Source organism: Pseudomonas sp. NPDC088890, assembly GCF_044900155.1.
GTDB classification, from domain to species: domain Bacteria; phylum Pseudomonadota; class Gammaproteobacteria; order Pseudomonadales; family Pseudomonadaceae; genus Aquipseudomonas; species Aquipseudomonas urmiensis.
In genome coordinates this window covers 250,322-269,024 of sequence record NZ_JBJDNG010000001.1, presented here as the reverse complement: position 1 = coordinate 269,024, position 18,703 = coordinate 250,322, and the positions used below count along the sequence as shown (strand labels likewise).

General features: G+C 59.9%; 11 protein-coding genes, 5 tRNA genes and 2 pseudogenes. 6 read left to right on the top strand and 12 right to left on the bottom strand.

Going from position 1 to position 18,703, the window contains the following annotated elements; translation table 11 throughout:
• The first annotated feature begins 38 nt into the window (after positions 1-38).
• Entirely contained in the window at positions 39-4,967 is a 4,929-nt protein-coding gene (locus tag ACI2JX_RS01230) for an RHS repeat-associated core domain-containing protein (RefSeq protein WP_404689171.1), read from the top strand.
• Between the two features lie 40 nt (positions 4,968-5,007).
• Here the strand turns inward: ACI2JX_RS01230 and ACI2JX_RS01225 are convergent.
• The 5 genes from ACI2JX_RS01225 to ACI2JX_RS01205 form a co-directional block, all read right to left on the bottom strand.
• A tRNA-Gly gene (locus ACI2JX_RS01225) sits at positions 5,008-5,083 on the bottom strand.
• A gap of 85 nt (positions 5,084-5,168) precedes the next feature.
• Positions 5,169-5,244, bottom strand: a tRNA-Gly gene (locus ACI2JX_RS01220).
• A 3-nt stretch (positions 5,245-5,247) separates the two neighbouring features.
• Positions 5,248-5,323: transfer RNA gene (locus ACI2JX_RS01215), tRNA-Glu, on the bottom strand.
• Between the two features lie 81 nt (positions 5,324-5,404).
• Positions 5,405-5,480 (bottom strand) — tRNA-Gly (locus ACI2JX_RS01210).
• A 2-nt stretch (positions 5,481-5,482) separates the two neighbouring features.
• Positions 5,483-5,558 (bottom strand) — tRNA-Glu (locus ACI2JX_RS01205).
• A 418-nt stretch (positions 5,559-5,976) separates the two neighbouring features.
• On the opposite strand from ACI2JX_RS01205, the gene ACI2JX_RS01200 reads away from it, so the two are divergent.
• Positions 5,977-6,744, top strand: coding sequence for a hypothetical protein (locus ACI2JX_RS01200; protein WP_186557668.1), 768 nt, complete (start codon positions 5,977-5,979; stop codon positions 6,742-6,744).
• 37 nt (positions 6,745-6,781) lie between these two features.
• Here ACI2JX_RS01200 and ACI2JX_RS01195 read toward each other — a convergent pair whose 3' ends face one another.
• Both ACI2JX_RS01195 and ACI2JX_RS01190 read right to left on the bottom strand, forming a co-directional pair.
• On the bottom strand, positions 6,782-7,264 hold the full coding sequence (locus ACI2JX_RS01195; protein WP_264237151.1) for a GAF domain-containing protein: 483 nt from the start codon (positions 7,262-7,264) through the stop codon (positions 6,782-6,784).
• Positions 7,265-8,152 carry an ATP-binding protein gene (locus tag ACI2JX_RS01190; RefSeq protein WP_264237150.1) on the bottom strand — a complete coding sequence of 296 codons (888 nt, stop codon included), beginning with the start codon at positions 8,150-8,152 and terminating at the stop codon, positions 7,265-7,267. It lies immediately after the preceding gene.
• A gap of 203 nt (positions 8,153-8,355) precedes the next feature.
• Between ACI2JX_RS01190 and ACI2JX_RS01185 the strand changes: the two are divergent.
• Positions 8,356-10,712, top strand: a pseudogene (locus tag ACI2JX_RS01185) (response regulator).
• Here the strand turns inward: ACI2JX_RS01185 and ACI2JX_RS01180 are convergent.
• Both ACI2JX_RS01180 and msrB read right to left on the bottom strand, forming a co-directional pair.
• Positions 10,702-11,190, bottom strand: coding sequence for a glutathione peroxidase (locus ACI2JX_RS01180; RefSeq protein ID WP_368972876.1), 489 nt, complete (start codon positions 11,188-11,190; stop codon positions 10,702-10,704). The pseudogene ACI2JX_RS01185 and the gene ACI2JX_RS01180 overlap by 11 nt on opposite strands.
• 13 nt (positions 11,191-11,203) lie before the next feature.
• Positions 11,204-11,599, bottom strand: coding sequence for a peptide-methionine (R)-S-oxide reductase MsrB (gene msrB, locus ACI2JX_RS01175; protein ID WP_186557663.1), 396 nt, complete (start codon positions 11,597-11,599; stop codon positions 11,204-11,206).
• Between the two features lie 167 nt (positions 11,600-11,766).
• Here msrB and ACI2JX_RS01170 point away from each other — a divergent pair, with 167 nt between their 5' ends.
• Together ACI2JX_RS01170 and htpX are read left to right on the top strand one after the other, a co-directional pair.
• Positions 11,767-12,978, top strand: coding sequence for a pyridoxal phosphate-dependent aminotransferase (locus tag ACI2JX_RS01170; protein WP_186557662.1), 1,212 nt, complete (start codon positions 11,767-11,769; stop codon positions 12,976-12,978).
• Positions 12,979-13,195: 217 nt separating this feature from the next.
• Positions 13,196-14,083, top strand: a complete 888-nt coding sequence (htpX, locus tag ACI2JX_RS01165; RefSeq protein WP_186557661.1) for a protease HtpX — start codon at positions 13,196-13,198, stop codon at positions 14,081-14,083.
• Positions 14,084-14,133: 50 nt separating this feature from the next.
• Here htpX and ACI2JX_RS01160 read toward each other — a convergent pair whose 3' ends face one another.
• The gene (locus ACI2JX_RS01160) at positions 14,134-14,784 is read right to left on the bottom strand and encodes a thiopurine S-methyltransferase (protein WP_404689170.1); all 651 of its coding nucleotides are present in this window, start codon (positions 14,782-14,784) and stop codon (positions 14,134-14,136) included.
• A 101-nt stretch (positions 14,785-14,885) separates the two neighbouring features.
• Here ACI2JX_RS01160 and ACI2JX_RS01155 point away from each other — a divergent pair, with 101 nt between their 5' ends.
• Positions 14,886-15,653: a class III extradiol ring-cleavage dioxygenase gene (locus tag ACI2JX_RS01155; protein ID WP_264237146.1), complete on the top strand. Its 768-nt coding sequence runs from the start codon at positions 14,886-14,888 to the stop codon at positions 15,651-15,653.
• Between the two features lie 169 nt (positions 15,654-15,822).
• On the opposite strand, the pseudogene ACI2JX_RS01150 reads toward ACI2JX_RS01155, so the two are convergent.
• Together ACI2JX_RS01150 and ACI2JX_RS01145 are read right to left on the bottom strand one after the other, a co-directional pair.
• Positions 15,823-17,545: pseudogene (locus tag ACI2JX_RS01150) on the bottom strand (DEAD/DEAH box helicase).
• 345 nt (positions 17,546-17,890) lie between these two features.
• A complete protein-coding gene (locus tag ACI2JX_RS01145; protein WP_368972881.1) occupies positions 17,891-18,646 on the bottom strand; it encodes a spermidine synthase in 756 nt (251 codons plus the stop codon).
• Positions 18,647-18,703: the final 57 nt, after the last annotated feature.

Here is an 18,703-nt window from a genome sequence, read left to right as displayed (position 1 = left end):
CATTTCCTGGCTTACTACACTAAGCGACGGGTAAAACTATGACCGCCACGACCGCCCTGCATTCCAACGCCTTCAACTTCATGAGTTTCCTGCAAAGCGGCGTCGACCCGCGCACTGGCCAGTACACGGTGTCGCTAACCTTGCCGCAGGTCGAAGCCAACGCCCTGCTTGGCCCAAGCCTGCCCCTGGCGCTGTTCTTCAACCCGCTCAATCAGCAAGACACAGGCTACGGCAAGGGCTGGAACCTGCAGCTGTCGCAATTCACTCCCGATACCCAGGTGGTGGCTCTACATACCGGCGAAAGCTTCAAGGTCACCAGCCGTAACGGCGCGAAAATGCTGATGGAAGAGAAGAAGCTCGACAGCTTCCACATGGACGAAATAACCAATGGCGCATCGACCCACTACCTCGTCGAGCATAGCTCCGGGCTGCTCGAAAAGCTCCAAACCCAGGCTGCCAGCAAGCCTGTAGCGCTGCCTGTCGAGGTCTGGACCCGGCAAACCCGGCCGCTGAAGGTCACCTATGCGCCCTTCGTGTCTGATGGCGATACCTACGACCGGCTGGCCAGCATCGAGGGCAGTGACGTCGAAGGCGTCTATGCCCCGCTGCTCGAAATCAAGCGTGATGAAAGCAAGCGCCAAGTGCAGATCACCCTCAATCCCCAGGGCGCTGCCGCCACCCAGGTGCTCTTCGTCATGCAATTGGATACGCAAGGGCGGGTGATTGAACTGCAATTACCGACGGTCGATGGCAATCAGGCCAAGTGGCGCTTCACGTATATCGTCAGCCATACCTACAACTGTCTTGCAGAGGTACGGACCCCTACCGGTGCTTGGGAGCTCATCACCTATGATTCGGTTGGGCATAAGCGCAGTAACAACCTCTCCGGCACCCTGCCCAGGGTTTCCAAGCATGAGGTTCGGCCTGGTAACGCCGACGAGGCGCCCAAGGCCGGCGCCAGTTGCAATCAAATCGTCAGCTATGAGTACACAGTGGTCACCCAAGAAGACGGATACCAGGCTGACAATAACTTCCTGGGGGCCAACCTCGCGCTCGGCGAGCCCACGCCGGGGTTGGATATCCTGTACAAGCACCTCAGCGCTTATCGCTATGGCTCGGTTGAAGCGTTGCTAAGCGCCGATGGCGAAACAAAATTGCGCACTATCGAGCGGCACTTCAACAAGTTCCACCTGCTGACCCGAGAGATCACCAGCCAAGGGCCTGCGGATGACCTGCACATCCAGACCGTGGAGACCAGCTATGCCTATGAGGAAGGCAAGCCTTTCAAGGACCAGCGTGCCTATTGCCAGCTCCCGCTGACCACCACTACCACCTGGCGCAAAGCTAAAACCGACACTGCCCGAACAGAGGTGCTCAAGCGTACCTATCACGAAGACGGCAACCTGCATACCGAAGAGCACCCCAGCGGTGTGGTCGAGACCAGTCTCTGGTATCCCGCTGGCGGAGAGCAAGGCGCGTGCCCGCCAGATCCGAGTGGCTTCGTACGCCACCTCAAGAGCAAGGCCGTGACACCGGCCAAGCCTGGGCAAAAGCTCGATGCACAGATCCTCTCCCAAGGTTATCGCTACCGCACGCTGCCGGCGTATGAAGGCAATGCGAGCACCACCGCTTGGCATGTCGTAGACGTAGAGACGCTGGATGAGATCGATGAGCAAGGGGCAGTGATCCAGCCCCTGCAGAGCACCCAGTACAGGTATTTCGAGAGCATCGAGCAGCCTCTCACCTATGGCCGTTTCAAGGAGCACACGCTCACCATGAACGGCCTGGCCACCACGACCAGTTACACCTACGCCACTCGGCTGTCGACCTTTGCCAACGTTGCCAACGATGACAATAAAGAAACGGTGCTGGTGACCACCCAGACGGTCACCGGGCACGACAACAGCGCCACGAACATCATCAAAAAAACCACGACCAGCGAACACTCGCTGCTCACTGGAGAATTATTACTTAACGAAGATGAGGAAGGTGTACGCGTCAGCTATCAATACGATCTTTTGCGCCGCATCAGCACAGAAGCAGTAGCGCCAGGCACTGACCACGCGGCAACACGCCACTACCGCTACGCGCTGTGCGCCAATGATAGTGACAGGGCACAACAGACGTTTATTACTGCGCACGGCTTAGCCACGGTGACCCACCTGGACGGGCTGGGGCATCCGGTAAAAGAACAACGTGATCATATCGATGAGATAGACCTGAAGAAATCATTCGTTATCCAGACAATCGAATACGACAATTTCGGCAGAGTCACAGAGACACTTAAATACGATTTCGATGGGGCTAAGTCACTACCAACGCTCCGGCATCGTTACGCCTATGATCACTGGGGCCAACAGAATTGGGTCGAACAACCAGACGGTGTCCAAGAGCACACGCTTAACGACATGGTGGGCGCCAATGCCGCCCAAACCCGCACAGTGGAAACATGGCGCCAGGCGCCGGGCGTCGCGCCCCAGATCAGCAGCAGGCGTAAAACCTGGTTCAACGTATTTGGCAAACCGGATAAAATTGAAAGACTCAACCGTCACGGTGTGAGCGCAGGGACCCAGCACTATGAATACAATGGGCTGGGGCAGTGCGTAAAAGAAACAGATGAACACCGCAATAGCACGCGCTTCACTTACGATCCTTGGGAGCGTGTCACTCAGATCCAATTGCCGGACAACGCCAAGGTCAAGCGTGCCTACGCGATGCACAGCAGCGAGGATCTGCCCACCAAAGTCCAAATCACCTACGCCGGCACTGCGGGGCAACCCGATCCGCTCATTGAGTTGGGCAGCAAAACCTATGATGGAGTTGACCGTGTTACGCAGATCACGACAGGTACACGCACGCAGAAACTTGATTATGATGAAGGCAAGCGCCTGCCCAAGCATCGGATTACCGCCGCTGAAAGAACACTGAAGTTCGACTACCTGCCCACGCTTACTGACCTCCCCCTCAACACCACGCTGATGGGCGAAGCCAAAGCAGAATTTCAGAGTGAGTTGACTTTCGATAAAGTCAGCGCGAATCTGCTGAGCGCCACCAACCAACACGGCGTAAGACGCTTCGGTTACGACTGGAACAACCGACAGAAGAGCGAGACCTGGGAAGAAAAGGACAAGGCCGTTTTCAATAGCGAGAAACGCCACTCCCTTAGAGGACTCGTGCTCAGTGAAGCAGCAACCGACTTTGCCCCCACACGCTGGCACTATGACGAGAAAGGGCGAGTCACCCGCATCGAGCAGACGCCGCTCACCGTTGAGATCGGTTACGACTCGCTGGGGCGCCCAGACTCGTTCGAGCTAAAAAATACCGCAAAGGCCGGGCCGCTCAACAAGACCACCATCGAGTATGACGAGCATGACCGCGAAGTTCTTCGCACGCTAACGCTGGACAACCAAACCATACGAACGCTGACTCAAACCTGGGGCCTTGACGATTTGCTTCGACGACGAGAACTCAAGGAGGGTACTTCATTGCTACTCGGTGAATCGTTTGGTTACGACACCCACAAACGGTTATCGACCCATGAGTACAGAGGCTCCCTTCTGCCGAAAGACACACTGGGGCGGAACATCATAAAGCAAAGTTTTATCTTCGATGCTTTCGATAATATTATTTGTTATCGCAATGATTTCGACAACGGCGAAGATGAGCTCACTGAGCACATTGCAAATGTGAGCAACCCTACCCAACTGGAATCAATTATCCATCATCCCGCCCGTAAAAACCCTATACCCCCATTACGCTACACCCCGGACGGCCACTTAGAGCAAGATGAACAGGGTCGACTGCTGGCATACGACGCAATTGGGCACCTGCTGCAAGTCACCAACGGGAACACCGATCAGCCACCACACAGCACTTACCGGTATGATGCACTCGGGCAACTGCTGTACACCAAACGTGGCGCCGAAGGCGAAGAAACGCGTCTGATATTCGAAGAAAATCGCCTGCGTTTCGCTATTCGTGGCGCCCATAAAATACAGTGGCTGCATGCCCTGGACATGCCCCTGGCTCAGCAAGGTCCAGCAAGCTCGGAATCCCCCCTGTTACTGCACTGCAATGCCAATGGCAGCATCATTACTGAAGCTACGGATGCTACTCGGCACGATGCCAGCTACTCGTCCTATGGAGCGCTTTCGTCAGATGCTGAGCAGTGGTCAAGCCTGTTGGGCTTCAATGGAGAACTCATCGACCCTGCCACCGGCTGGTATCTGCTGGGCAGCGGCTATCGTACCTACAATCCGACCCTCATGCGCTTCCATAGCCCCGACTCGCTCAGCCCTTTCGGCAAGGGTGGCATAAATGACTACGGTTACGCCCAAGGAAACCCCATTGCGTTCCGCGATCCGACGGGGCACTTCGCCCAAGGTATCGCGTTAACCAGGGCATATGAGAGGATCGCATACAACGCTGGCGCCCAAGGTATCGCACTGACCTCTGTTTATGAGACTGAGAGTGAGCGTTACTATCGCTACCGCCGATATGAATATGAAGCCGCTGTGAAACGTGCGGAAGAAGAAATGCAAAAGGCGAAGCAGGGTATTCTTCAGAAAATAATTGGCGTGGGTATCGCATCGGTCATTTTGTCAGTGGTCAGCCTCGGCATCGGTGTTTATTTTACCGGCCTGGTGTCTGTCATGACACTGATGAACGTAGTATCCACCAGCTTGACCATCGCTAGCACTGCAGTCAGCGCTGTGGGTTTTGCAAAGAATGACGAGGGAATGATGCACGCTGCAGACATTCTAGATTACGTATCACTGGGTACTGCAGCCTTAGATTTGTCATTAACTCTCGCAACAGCAAAAGCAACTAAAGCCGCCATGATGGCTCAGAAAGCTTTGAAAGCATCCTCGCCCGCCCTTTCTAGCAGCATCCGCGCCAGAAGCAACTCCATGCCAACTCAAGGGAGCAGCGATGTTCATGCGTTTAGGCGCTATTCAATTGCATAAATAAAAAAACGCCACTTCAAACGAAGTGGCGCTTTTAATTTGGAGCGGGAAACGAGACTCGAACTCGCGACCCCGACCTTGGCAAGGTCGTGCTCTACCAACTGAGCTATTCCCGCAATGTGAAGCTTTACTGCTATGGCGTGAAGCAGCATTGCGCCCTTCACCCCCCTGTACCGTCAATGAACGCCACAGCTTTTAAACTGGAGCGGGAAACGAGACTCGAACTCGCGACCCCGACCTTGGCAAGGTCGTGCTCTACCAACTGAGCTATTCCCGCAAATGGCGTCCCCTAGGGGACTCGAACCCCTGTTACCGCCGTGAAAGGGCGGTGTCCTAGGCCACTAGACGAAGGGGACATACCCAGCGCTTTTCAGCGCACCAGGTACAAGACCTGGATTTCTTTTTCGAGCCCTGCCCGAAGGCAAAACCCTGAAAACTGGAGCGGGAAACGAGACTCGAACTCGCGACCCCGACCTTGGCAAGGTCGTGCTCTACCAACTGAGCTATTCCCGCAATGGCGTCCCCTAGGGGACTCGAACCCCTGTTACCGCCGTGAAAGGGCGGTGTCCTAGGCCACTAGACGAAGGGGACACGCTGCTGGCATTACTGCCTGCTTTCACTCCCTGCGGCGTATCGCTGTGTGCTTTACGCTGCAAGTGGCGCGCATTCTAGGGACGCGATGGAAAGCCGTCAACCCCTTTGTATAAATTTATTTAAATCAATGACTTCCCTGGTTGTCAGCGCTACGCGCAGGATGTGTCTGGCTATTGGCGTTGATTTTCTGACGATGGCCCGGCAAGCTCGCAGCATATTGCCACTACCTCGAGAAATCGAGAAGTGGGCCGACATATAGAAAGCGCCAACTGCACCGGCCTCTTCGCGGGCAAGCCCGCTCCCACAGGATTGCTGCGAAGGAAGCGGCGCGGTTCAGTCCGCCAGGCTGCACTGTTCGCCTGTTGGCGAACTCACTACACTCAATGATGCAAAACTTCTTCATGAGGCGTTAACGGTGACACCACTTCTGATCACCCTGCTCATCGTGGCCGGTATCGCGTTACTGATCGTGATCGGCTACCTCAATAATGTGGTCGAGAACAATAAGCTTGAACGTGCCCGGCTGAAGATCGAACTGGCCGAACGCGCGCGCCGCTGCGGGGAAATCAACGAAACCTTCCCCGGCCAGCTGATGACCCCTGCCCTCAAGCTGCTGATGACTCGCCTGGAACTGAACGTCACCCAACGTCAGTTGGCGGTGGACAAGCACAACGGTGACCTCAAAGGCCGCCTGGCTGAACTTGAAGGTTTGGTTGCCCAGGGCGACAAGCTGCCCGTGAACAATCCACCCAGCCCGATTCAAACCGAGGTCAAGGCCAAGGATGTGCGCTTCTTGCTCGAAGCGCTGCATAACCAGATCGTGCGCGCCACCCAGGAAGGCTTCCTGGCAACCAATGAGGGCAAGTACTGGGTCAAGGAAATCCGCCATATCCTGGTGTTGCTGCATATCGAGTTCTTCAACAACCTGGGGCAGCAGGCGCTGCAGCAGAATCAGCCAGGGCATGCGCGGTTAGCATTCGAGCGGGGGGTGCAGTATCTGCGCAAGCAGCCTGAGCCGAAACAGTATGAAGAGCAGCTGACCTATCTGGAGAAGCTGCTGGCACGGGCCAACGCGATGGTGCTCGATCAGATGGAGCCGGCGGAGAATGATCAGAATGAACTGACGGCGGGGCTCAAGACTGACGAAGATGAGACCTGGAAGAAAAAGGTCATCTACGATTGATCAAAAAAAGGGGCCTTGTCAGGCCCCTTTGTCATGCTCAGCAGTCGGTCAGTTGAAGAAAGATCGCCGCCAACTGTTCCAACCCTTGCTGGTCGGCCTCACTGAACCGCGCCAGCTTCGGGCTATCCAGATCGAGCACCCCAATCAGCCTGCCCTCTTTGACCAACGGAATCACCAATTCGCTGTTGGACGCACTGTCACAGGCGATATGCCCAGGGAAGGCATGCACATCGTCCACCCGCTGAGTCTGCCGGGTCGCCGCCGCTGCCCCGCACACACCCTTGCTGAACGGAATGCGCACGCAGGCCACTTGCCCCTGGAACGGGCCGAGCACCAGCTCCTCGTTGCGATTGATATACAAGCCGGCCCAGTTCAGGTCATCCAACTGGCTATAGAGAAAGGCCGAGAACTGCGCGGCATTGGCGATGAAGTCGCGCTCGTCGGCGAACAGTGCCTGCACTTGCGCAGCCAGCAAGTCATAGCCGTTTAGGCCTGCGCCACTGGCATTGAGGTCGATCATTTATTTCTGCTCCAGCAATTGCAGCCCGACCCAGTAGCGGGCGAACTGATAGGCACAACGGCCATTTCGGTTACCGCGCCCGGTTGCCCAGCGCACGGCGAGTATTTCCAGGGCCTCGTCACGCTGCCAGTCGAGCCCGGCGGCGCTGGCCAACTGGCCGATCCAGTGTTCGACCACGTTGAGGAAGTGTTCTTGGGAGAAGGGGTAGAACGACAGCCACAGGCCGAAGCGGTCGGACAACGCGATCTTGTCTTCTACCGCTTCATTGGGATGCAGCTCACCGTCGACCATCTTCCAGTTTTCGTTGTCGCTCTGCTTCTCCGGCACCAGGTGGCGACGGTTGGAGGTGGCGTACAGCAAGACGTTGTCCGGCGCCTGCTCCAGCGAGCCATCGAGCACGCTCTTGAGTACCCGGTAGTCGCCCTCCCCGGCTTCGAACGAGAGGTCATCGCAGAACAGAATGAAGCGCTGCTCAAGCTTTTGCAGCTGCTCGACTACCCGCGGCAAGTCGGCCAGGTGATCGCGTTCGATCTCGATCAAGCGCAGCCCGGCACCGGCGTGCTCGGCCAGCAAGGCGCGCACCAGCGATGACTTGCCTGTGCCACGCGAACCCCACAGCAACGCGTGGTTGGCCGGCAGGCCGTTGATGAACTGATGGGTGTTGCGGCCTAGCTGATCGCGTTGCTTGTCGACGCCGATCAGGTCGCTCAGGCGGATATCCAGGCTGACGTGCAGCGGCATCAAGTAGCCGCTGCGGCCATCGCGCTGCCAGCGCGCGGCCAGGGTAGTATTCCAGTCGATCTGCGGGCGCGGCACCGGCAGCAGCGGCTCGAGACGGGCGAGGACGGATTCGGCACGTTCGAGGAAGGCGTTCAAGCGGGGGTCCATGGTGACTCCTGGCAAGGCGAGGCTTTGAGGTTTTGGTTGGCAGTACCGGCCCTATCGCGGGGCAAGCCCGCTCCCACGCCGGCCTATCTTCAACAGGGCGCAGGCGTGGGAGCGGGCTTGCCCCGCGATAGGGCTGGCAGTGCCAACAGCAATCTTCCAGCTGAATGTTCGACAGACCCGCCAGCAGCCGAGGTTGATCGGCTATGCTTGCGCAGCGCAGGAGCGAGGAACCGGCTCGGGACACATGGATATCAAGTTCACCAATCGCCTGTCATACAAGCAAGCCCGGTTGACAGTCCTGGTCGGCTTCATCCTGGGAACATTGCTCAGTCTCATCCAGATCGGCATCGATTATGCCAGCGAAGACGCGTCCATCAACCGCGAAGTGCAGGCATTGCTGCAAATCAGCCACAATCCGGCCTCGCGCATCGCCTATAACATCGATGCCGAGCTTGCCCAGGAGCTGACGGGCGGGCTGCTGCAGTCGCCAGCGGTGATCCGCGCGCGCCTGATCGACAACAACGACACGGTGCTGGCAGACGTTAAGCGCCCGCGCCTGGAAGACCGCTACCGGCCACTGAGCGACTTTCTCTTCGGCGAGTTTCGCCAGTTCCAGGATCGCCTGTACCTGGCGCACATGCCCCACGAATACCTCGGTACCTTGTACCTGGATGTCGACACCTATACCTTCGGCAGCCGCTTCCTCGACCGCGCCGGGGTCACCCTGTTCAATGGCTTTGCCCGCAGCCTGGTGCTGACCGGGATCCTGCTGGCACTTTTCTACATGATGCTGACCAAACCGCTGGTCACGGTGATCGCCGCGCTGAGCAACAGCGACCCGCGCCAGCCACAGCAGACCCGCCTGGACTGCCCGCACGGCCATGAGCTCGACGAAATTGGCGTGCTGGTCAAAGTGGCCAACCAACAGTTCGTCAGCATGGCCACTGAAATCCAGCAACGGCGCGCTGCGGAAAACCGCCTGACGCAGTACCTCAACGAGCTGGAAAACATCGTTTCGGCGCGCACCAACGAACTCAAGTCCAGCAACGACCGGCTCAGCCAGACCAACCAGGACCTGGAAGAGGCGCGCCGCCGCGCCCTGGAAATGGCCCAGGCACGGGCGGCGTTCCTGGCCAACATGAGCCACGAGATCCGCACCCCGCTCAACGGCATGCTGGGCATGATCGCGCTGGCCCTGGACAGCCCGCTGGCGGCCGAGCAGCGCCAACAGCTGTCGATAGCCCACGACTCGGGCAAGGTGCTGGTGGAACTGCTCAACGATATCCTCGATCTGTCCAAGTTCGACGCTGGCCAGCTGGAGCTGGAGCGAATTGCCTTCGATATGGGAGCGATGGTCGAAGACACCGCCAACCTGCTGTCGCAGAACGCCGCGAGCAGTGTCGAGCTGACTTGCCTGATCGCTCCAGACTTCCCCAGCACGGTGCTGGGCGACCCGACCCGGGTACGGCAGATCGTCAGTAACCTGCTGTCCAACGCGCTCAAGTTCACCCGCTTTGGCCGGGTCGATGTGCGCCTGATGCCTATCATCGGTGGCGTACGCCTGGAAGTCAGCGATACCGGCATCGGCATCCCCGAAGAAGCCCAGGTGCGCATTTTCCAGCCCTTCACCCAGGCCGGCGCTGGCATCACCCGCCAATACGGCGGCACGGGCCTTGGCCTGGCGCTGACACGCAACCTGTGCAAAGCCATGCAGGGTCACTTGCACATTCATTCGCAAACTGGCTTTGGCAGCCGTTTCAGTGCCGACCTGCCGCTACCGACCCACACCGAGGCGATTGCGCCGGCGCCGCTGCGCGGCCAGGTGGTGGCGCTGAGCAAGCCTGGCAGCGGCTTGTCGGAGCTATTGTCCGGGCTGCTGCCTGGCTGGGGCCTGGCTTTCACCCGGCTGGACGATGCCGCTGAGCTGCATCACAGCGCCTTGGATCTGCTGATCACCGATGACGTGGAGCATCTGCTGGATCTGCGCCCTGCGGTCACAATGCCGATTCTGCTGGTAACTGCCTACGGCAATTTCCTTCCCGGCGAAGAGGCTCAGCGCTTGGCACCGTTGGTGCAACTGGCGCGGCCGTTGGCGCGCAATGCGCTGTATCAGACGCTGCGGCGAATGCTTCAAGGGGGCGCGCCAGACGCCCCACTGCCACACGAATTCCCCAAGCTGCACGAGCGCCGGGCGCGCATCCTGCTGGTAGAGGACAACCCGGTCAACCAGCTGGTGGCCAAGGGCATGCTGGGCAAGCTCGGTTGCGATGTACTGCTCGCCACCCAAGGCGCGCAAGCGTTGGAGGTGCTGGAGCAGGAAGATGTCGACATGGTGCTGATGGACTGCAACATGCCGATCATGGACGGCTATGAAGCCAGCCGGCGAATTCGCCAGAGCGGTCGTTGGCCGCAGTTGCCAATCGTCGCCCTGACCGCCAATGCCATGCCCGAGGAGCGCGAACGCTGCCGCGCGGCGGGCATGGATGACTACCTGGCCAAACCGTTTCGCCGTGAAGAACTACTGGCACTGATCGAGCACTGGGTGCCGGTCAGCGGTTGAGCAGCGGTTCGATGGCGGCCTTGAGCGCTTCAGGCTTGGTCGCTGGAGCAAAGCGGGTGACCTTGCCACTGACCGGGTCGAGCAGGAACTTGGTGAAATTCCACTTGATCTTCTGCGTGCCCAGCAGGCCAGGGGCGCGTTTTTTCAGCTCGACGAACAGCGGGTGGGCGCCGGGGCCGTTGACCTCGATCTTGCGCATCAACGGGAAGCTCACACCAAAGCGCGTTTCGCAGAACGTGGCGATCTCGCGCGCATCGCCGGGTTCCTGCTTGCCGAACTGGTTGCAGGGGAACCCGACGATCACCAGGCCACGCTCGCGGTAGTCCTGCCACAGCTGCTCCAGGCCTTTGTACTGCGGGGTGAAGCCGCATTGGCTGGCAGTGTTCACCACCAGCACAGCCTTGCCCTGGAAATCGCCCAGCAGCTTGTGCTCGCCGGTCAGGGTAACGCAGGGAATATCCAGCAACGAGTCAGCCATTGGCGCTCTCCGGTCAGTCACGCGGTTTGAAATCCAGGCACACCGAGTTGATGCAATAGCGCAGCCCGGTCGGTGGCGGGCCATCAGGGAAGACATGCCCCAGGTGGGCATCGCACTGGGCGCAGGTGACCTCGGTGCGAATCATGCCGTGGGAGGTATCGCGAATCTCGATCATCGCGCTCTGCGCGATCGGCTCATAGAAGCTTGGCCAGCCACAGCCGGAATCGAACTTGGCCTGCGCATCGAACAGCGCCAGGTCGCAGCAGATGCAATGGTAGACGCCAGCGCGCTTCTCGCTGTTGTACTTGCCACTGAAGGGCCGCTCGGTGCCCTTCAGACGACAGACCTGATACTGCGCAGGGTCGAGCATCTCGCGCCATTCTTCCAGGGTTTTGTCGATCTTTTGCATGTAGGAACCTCGGCAGGCTGAATTTCACGCCGCGCCGTCTTTTCCAGGGCGCGGGTGGCACGTATATTAGTTGGCTTCGTGTGCCAGGCCTCAAGTCTGGCACCCGCGCCACGCCCTTTCAAACCTTTCGACGGCGGCGCCTGCGACTTCTCAATCGGGATCACATCATGCAGTTCAGTAAATCGAACAAGCTCGCCAATGTCTGCTACGACATTCGCGGCCCAGTGCTCAAGCACGCCAAACGCCTGGAAGAGGAAGGCCACCGCATCCTCAAGCTGAACATCGGCAACCCGGCGCCGTTTGGCTTCGAGGCGCCGGACGAGATCCTCCAGGACGTAATCCGCAACCTGCCGACCGCCCAGGGCTACAGCGACTCCAAAGGCCTGTTCAGCGCACGCAAGGCCGTCATGCAGTACTGCCAGCAAAAAGAAATCGAAGGCGTGACCATCGAGGACATCTACCTCGGCAACGGCGTCTCCGAGCTGATCGTGATGTCGATGCAGGCCCTGCTCAACAATGGCGACGAGGTGTTGATCCCGGCGCCTGACTACCCACTGTGGACCGCTGCGGTGAGCCTGGCGGGCGGCAAGCCTGTGCACTACCTGTGCGACGAGCAGGCCGACTGGTTCCCTGACCTCGAAGACATCAAGGCCAAGATCACCCCCAACACCAAGGCGCTGGTGATCATCAACCCGAACAACCCAACGGGCGCGGTGTACTCCAAGGAGCTGCTGCTGGGCATGCTCGAGCTGGCTCGCCAGCACAACCTGGTGGTGTTCTCCGACGAGATCTACGACAAGATCCTCTACGACGAAGCCGTGCACATCAGCACCGCCTCGCTGGCGCCTGACCTGCTCTGCCTGACCTTCAACGGCTTGTCCAAGTCGTACCGGGTGGCGGGCTTCCGCTCCGGCTGGCTGATCATCTCCGGGCCCAAGCATCACGCCCAGAGCTACATCGAAGGCATCGACATGCTGGCCAACATGCGCCTGTGCGCCAACGTGCCGGCCCAGCACGCGATCCAGACCGCCCTGGGCGGCTACCAGAGCATCAATGACCTGGTCCTGCCGCCTGGCCGCCTGCTGGAGCAGCGTAACCGCACATATGAACTGCTCAATGCCATCCCTGGGGTGAGCTGCGTCAAGCCGATGGGCGCGCTGTATGCCTTCCCACGGATCGATCCGAAGGTGTGCCCGATCCTCAATGACGAAAAGTTCGCGCTGGATTTGCTGCTGTCGGAGAAGCTGCTGATCGTTCAAGGCACCGCGTTCAACTGGCCGTGGCCGGACCACTTCCGCGTGGTGACCTTGCCGCGGGTGGATGACCTGGAGCAGGCGATCGGGCGGATTGGCAACTTCTTGCGTACCTATCAGCAGTAATTGAGCTTGGGGCCGCCTTGTGGCCCCATTCAATGCTTGTCTAACACTGAGAATCTTCTTACATCCTGCAACGCTCTATCCCACAAGCCGGTCAGTTTCCTCTGCCATACTCCGCGCTACACAGTTTGAAATAGTCGACCGGTTGAATCGGCGTCACCTCCCCCTTATATACCCCGCAGTACGCAACATTTTTATCCGTCAGGAGAACGTAACAACCATGATGCGCATCTTGTTGTTTGTAGCCACCAACCTTGCGGTGGTGCTGGTTGCAAGCATTACCCTGAGCCTGTTTGGCTTCAATGGGTTCATGGCGGCCAACGGGGTTGATCTCGACCTCAGCCAGCTGCTGGTGTTCTGCGCCGTGTTCGGCTTCGCTGGCTCGCTGATCTCGCTGTTCATCTCCAAGTGGATGGCGAAGATGAGCACCGGCACGCAAATCATCACCCAGCCGCGCACCCGCCACGAACAGTGGCTGCTGCAAACGGTCGAGGAGCTGTCGCGCGAAGCCGGCATCAAGATGCCCGAAGTGGGTATCTTCCCGGCTTACGAGGCCAACGCCTTCGCCACCGGCTGGAACCGTAACGACGCGCTGGTGGCAGTGTCCCAAGGCCTGCTGGAGCGTTTCTCGCCCGATGAAGTGCGCGCGGTCCTGGCTCACGAAATCGGCCACGTAGCCAACGGCGACATGGTCACCCTGGCACTGGTGCAAGGCGTGGTGAACACCTTCGTGATGTTCTTCGCGCGCATCATTGGCAACTTCGTCGACAAGGTGATCTTCAAGAACGAAGAAGGCCAAGGCATCGCCTACTACGTAGCGACCATCGTCGCCGAGCTGATCCTGGGCATCCTGGCCAGCATGATCGTCATGTGGTTCTCGCGTCGCCGCGAGTACCGTGCCGACGAAGCCGGCGCCCAGCTGGCCGGCACCGCCGCAATGATCGGCGCCCTGCAGCGCCTGCGCGTAGAGCAAGGCATGCCGGTGCACATGCCCGACACCCTCAAGGCGTTCGGCATCAATGGCGGCCTCAAGCAAGGCCTGGCGGGCCTGCTGATGAGCCACCCGCCGCTGGAAGAGCGGATCGAGGCGCTGCGTCGCCGCGGCTGATCCCCCACCAGCAATTAGAAAGGGCGACTTCGGTCGCCCTTTTTTGTGGCTCAGTGGTGAAGCCGATAAACCCGCTCGAACAGACTCATCACCCCAGCCTGCTGAAACTTCGGGCTCTGCCCGATAATCTGCGCCTGCTGCACCTGCTCGACCTGCCAGCCGCGCAGGCCAGCGCGCACCTCTCTATCGGCCACCGAAAACGGCGGCCCGTCCACACGGGCCTGCTCGTAGTCGAGTGTCACCAGCACGCCCCGGCAGCCTGCTGGTAGCAGTTCGGACAGCAGCGCCATGTAGCGATGGCGCATCTCCCGGGGCAAGGCGATCAGCGCAGCGCGGTCATAAAGGCCTGCGCAATCGACAACATCGTCAGGCTGCAAGGCAAAGAAATCGCCACACCATAGTTCCACCTCAGCACTGCGCCAGACTTCGAAGGCGCCCTGTTGCGACACCTGCGCCTGCAAGCCATGCTCAGCAAAGAAGTCCTCTACCGCCCGCCTCGACAATTCCACGCCCAACACCCGATAGCCTTGGGCCGCAAGCCAGATCATATCCAGGCTCTTGCCACACAACGGCACCAGCACCCGACTGCCCGGCGCTAGCTCAGCGAGCGGCCAGTGCGCTTGCAGATAGGGGTTGACCTCGGCCTGGTGAAAGCCAATCTGGTTGTCTGCCCACTTTTTGTGCCAGAACGCCGGCTGCATGTTCGCTCCCGATTTTTCGATAGTTCGCGGTGAAAACTTATATTGGATCTCGATCTTCAACTGATCGAAGATGGCTGCATCTTAACTGTCAGGACCCCGCCATGCTGCCCAGCCTGTTCATTTCTCATGGATCGCCCATGCTCGCCCTGCAACCTGGCGCCAGTGGGCCGGCCTTGGCGGCATTGGCCAACGCCTTACCCCGGCCGAAAGCCATCGTGGTGGTCTCGGCGCACTGGGAGAGCCGTGAGCTGCTGGTGATGAGTAACCCGCAGCCGCACACCTGGCATGACTTCCACGGTTTTCCCCCGGCGCTGTACGCAGTGCAATACCCAGCGCCAGGCGAACCTGAACTGGCTCGCAAGATCAGCGCGCAATTGATCGCTGCGGGCCTGCCGGCGCGTCTGGATGAGCAGCGCCCATTCGATCATGGTGCCTGGGTGCCGTTGTCGCTGATGTACCGCAATGCAGGCATCCCAGTCGTGCAGGTTTCTCTGCCAAGCCAGGGCGGGCCTCGCCTGCAACTGGAGGTGGGCCAGGCCCTGGAGCCGCTGCGCCACGAAGATATTCTGCTGATCGGCTCGGGCAGCATCACGCACAACCTGGGCGAGTTGGACTGGCACGCCGGGCCCGATGCGATCGAGCCTTGGGCACTGGCGTTTCGTGATTGGATAGTCGACAGACTCAAGGAAGATGACCGCCCTGCCCTGCTCGACTACCGCCAGCAGGCGCCGCATGCGCTGCGCAATCATCCCAGTGATGAGCATTTGCTGCCGCTGTTCTTTGCCCTGGGCGCGGGTGACAAGTTTGGCGTGGTGCACCAGGGGTTCACCCTCGGTGCGCTGGGGATGGATATCTATCGGTTTGACTGAGGCCTTGTGCTGATATCAGCGGCCTCTTCGCGGGCAAGCCCGCTCCCACAGCGATCGCATCGAACCCTGTGGGCTTGCCCGCGAAGAGGCCAGCGCATCCGACAACGCTTAGCCCGACAGATAAAAAAAATCCCCGACCTAGGCCGGGGATTTTTTCATTGCGCCAGGATCAATCCTCGCGATAGCGGCGCAGCTTGAGCTGCTTACCGGCTACGCGGGTGTCCTTGAGTTTGGTCAGCAGACGCTCCAGACCATCCTCCGGCAGCTCGACCAGGCTGAAGCTGTCGCGCACCTGGATGCGGCCGATAGCGTCGCGGGCCAGGCCGCCTTCGTTGAGGATCGCACCCAACAGGTTCTTGGCGGCGATGCCGTCACGGGCACCCAGGGCGGTACGGCAACGCACACGGCCTTCAGCCAGTGGCATTGGCGCGCGACGTTCGCGGTCACCACGGTCGCTACGCTCGCCACGATCGCTGCGCTCACCGCGCTCGGCACGCTCACCACGTGGGCCGCTAGTCGGCACCAGTGGCTGCTCGCGCTCAACCGAAGCCAGGTCCAGCGGCTGGCCATTGGTGGCCTTGCGCAGCAGGGCCGAGGCCAGGGCACGTGGCGTGCATTCCAGCGAAGCGGTCAGACGGTCGAACAGGTCGCCATGGCTGGCTTCTGCTTCGGCCACCAGCGGCGCCAGGCTTGCGGTCAATTTCTTGATCCGCGCATCCAGTACAGCTTGTGGGCCAGGCAGGCGGGCTTCAGCAACCTTCTGACCGGTTACTCGCTCGATGACCTGCAGCATGCGGCGCTCACGCGGAGTGACCAGCAGCAGTGCACGGCCTTCGCGACCCGCACGGCCAGTACGGCCGATACGGTGCACGTAGGACTCTGGGTCGTACGGCATGTCGACGTTGAACACGTGGGTGATACGCGGTACGTCCAGACCACGGGCAGCGACGTCGGTGGCGACGACGATGTCCAGGCGACCATCCTTGAGCGAGTCGATCACGCGCTCACGCTGGTTCTGGGCGATGTCGCCGTTCAGCGCGGCAGCCTTGTAGCCTTTGGCTTCCAGGGCAGCGGCCAGGTCCAGGGTGGCTTGCTTGGTACGCACGAAGGCGATCAAGGCATCGAACTCTTCGACTTCCAGCAGACGCAGCACAGCCGGGATCTTCTGGTCGGCGTGGACCATCAGGTGCGCCTGGTCGATCGCGGTAACGGTCTGGGTCTTGCTCTGGATCTTGACGTGCTTCGGCTCGCGCAGGTGACGCTCGGCGATGCTGCGGATCGACGACGGCAGGGTCGCCGAGAACAGCACGGTCTGGCGCGTGGCCGGAATGGCATCGAAGATCACTTCGAGGTCATCCATGAAGCCCAGCTTGAGCATCTCGTCGGCTTCGTCCAGCACCAGGTACTGAACGGTCGACAGGACTTTCTCGTCACGACGCAGGTGGTCGCACAGACGGCCTGGGGTAGCTACGACGATTTGCGCGCCGTTGCGAATGGCACGCAGCTGTGGGCCCATTGGGGCACCACCGTAGACAGCTACGACGTTAACGCCCGGCGTTTGCTTGGCGTAGGTTTCGAAAGCGGTTGCAACTTGCAGCGCCAACTCACGGGTTGGCGCCAGGATCAGGGCTTGCGGTTCGCGCTTGCTCACATCGATACGATTGAGGATCGGCAGAGCGAAGGCAGCGGTTTTACCGGTGCCGGTCTGCGCCTGGCCGATCATGTCATGACCGTCGAGGATGATCGGAATCGATTGTTGCTGAATGGCGGACGGTTCTTCGTAGCCGGTGGCCAGTACGGCAGCAACAATGTTCGGGTTAAGTCCGAGAGCGGCGAATCCGCCGGTTTCCTGGGTCATGGGTCTGCCTCTATGTGCATCCGCAAAGACCCATGCTCCAAAGCTGCACATGCCTTGAAAGACCCGAGGGTCACCCAGGCAGCTTTGGCGGCGGGGATTTGCGAAAACGATTGAAAAAGAAAAACTTGGGAAGGTCCGCCTAGCGGACGTGCAGCCGAAGCTGGACTCGGAGGATTTGCACCACCTGATTTTGCGGCCCGCTAAAAGACCGGCGCGTACTATACCTGAAATCGTTTCGGGCAGTTAGATTTTTTTCGGGAATAGCGGCCAGTATGCAGCCATCATCGGATAATGGCTGAAACGTTTCCCCTTCAGGTTGTGGTGCTTTCTTCGCGGGCAAGCCCGCTGCCACAGTGATCGTGGGGTTTCGAAGCCAGCATCAGGTCGCCGGCCGCACCTCTTTGATCAGGTACTCAAGGCTGTATCCCAGCTGCGGCGCCAGCGCCTCGGCCCGCCCGCGCAGTTGATCGATATCCAGCTGCTGCTCAAGCTCGGCCGGCACGAACAGGATCACGTTGCCCTCCTTGACCGGCAGCTCCCAGTAATGGCGGTGATACAACCCACGCAACAGCGCCGCACCCAGCGGCTTGCCGTCATCGCCGGCCCATTGGTTGATCACCAGCCAACCGCCGGGGTTGAGCTGCTTCTGGCAGTTTTCCAGAAACCCCCAGGCCAGATGCCCGACACCCGGACCATGGTCGGTATACAGGTCAACGAAGATCAGGTCGGCCTTTTCTGCACTCGCCAGCAGTTCGAGCGCATCGCCCACCCGCACGTACAGGCGCGGATCGTCATCCAGCCCCAGGTACTCCATGGCCAGGCGCGGCACATCCGGGCGCAGTTCGATGGCCTCGACGTCTTCCAACGGCAGGAACTTCAGGCAGGCCTGGGTCAGGGTGCCGGCGCCCAGCCCAAGAAACAGCGCACTCTCCGGCTGCGGATGGCACAACGCGCCCAGCAGCATCGCGCGGGTGTAGTCATACTCCAGCCAGCTGGGGTCGGCAGTGAACACGCAGCTCTGCTCGATGGCATCGCCGAACTCAAGAAAACGGTAGTCCTCGACTTCGTAGACGCTGACAACGCCAAAGGCATCCTCGACCCGCGCCAGCAGCCGTTCTTCCCGCTCGTTGGACATTGCCACTCCCGCCTGACCTGCGCACAAAACCGCCATTGTCCGTCAATGCCCCCGGTG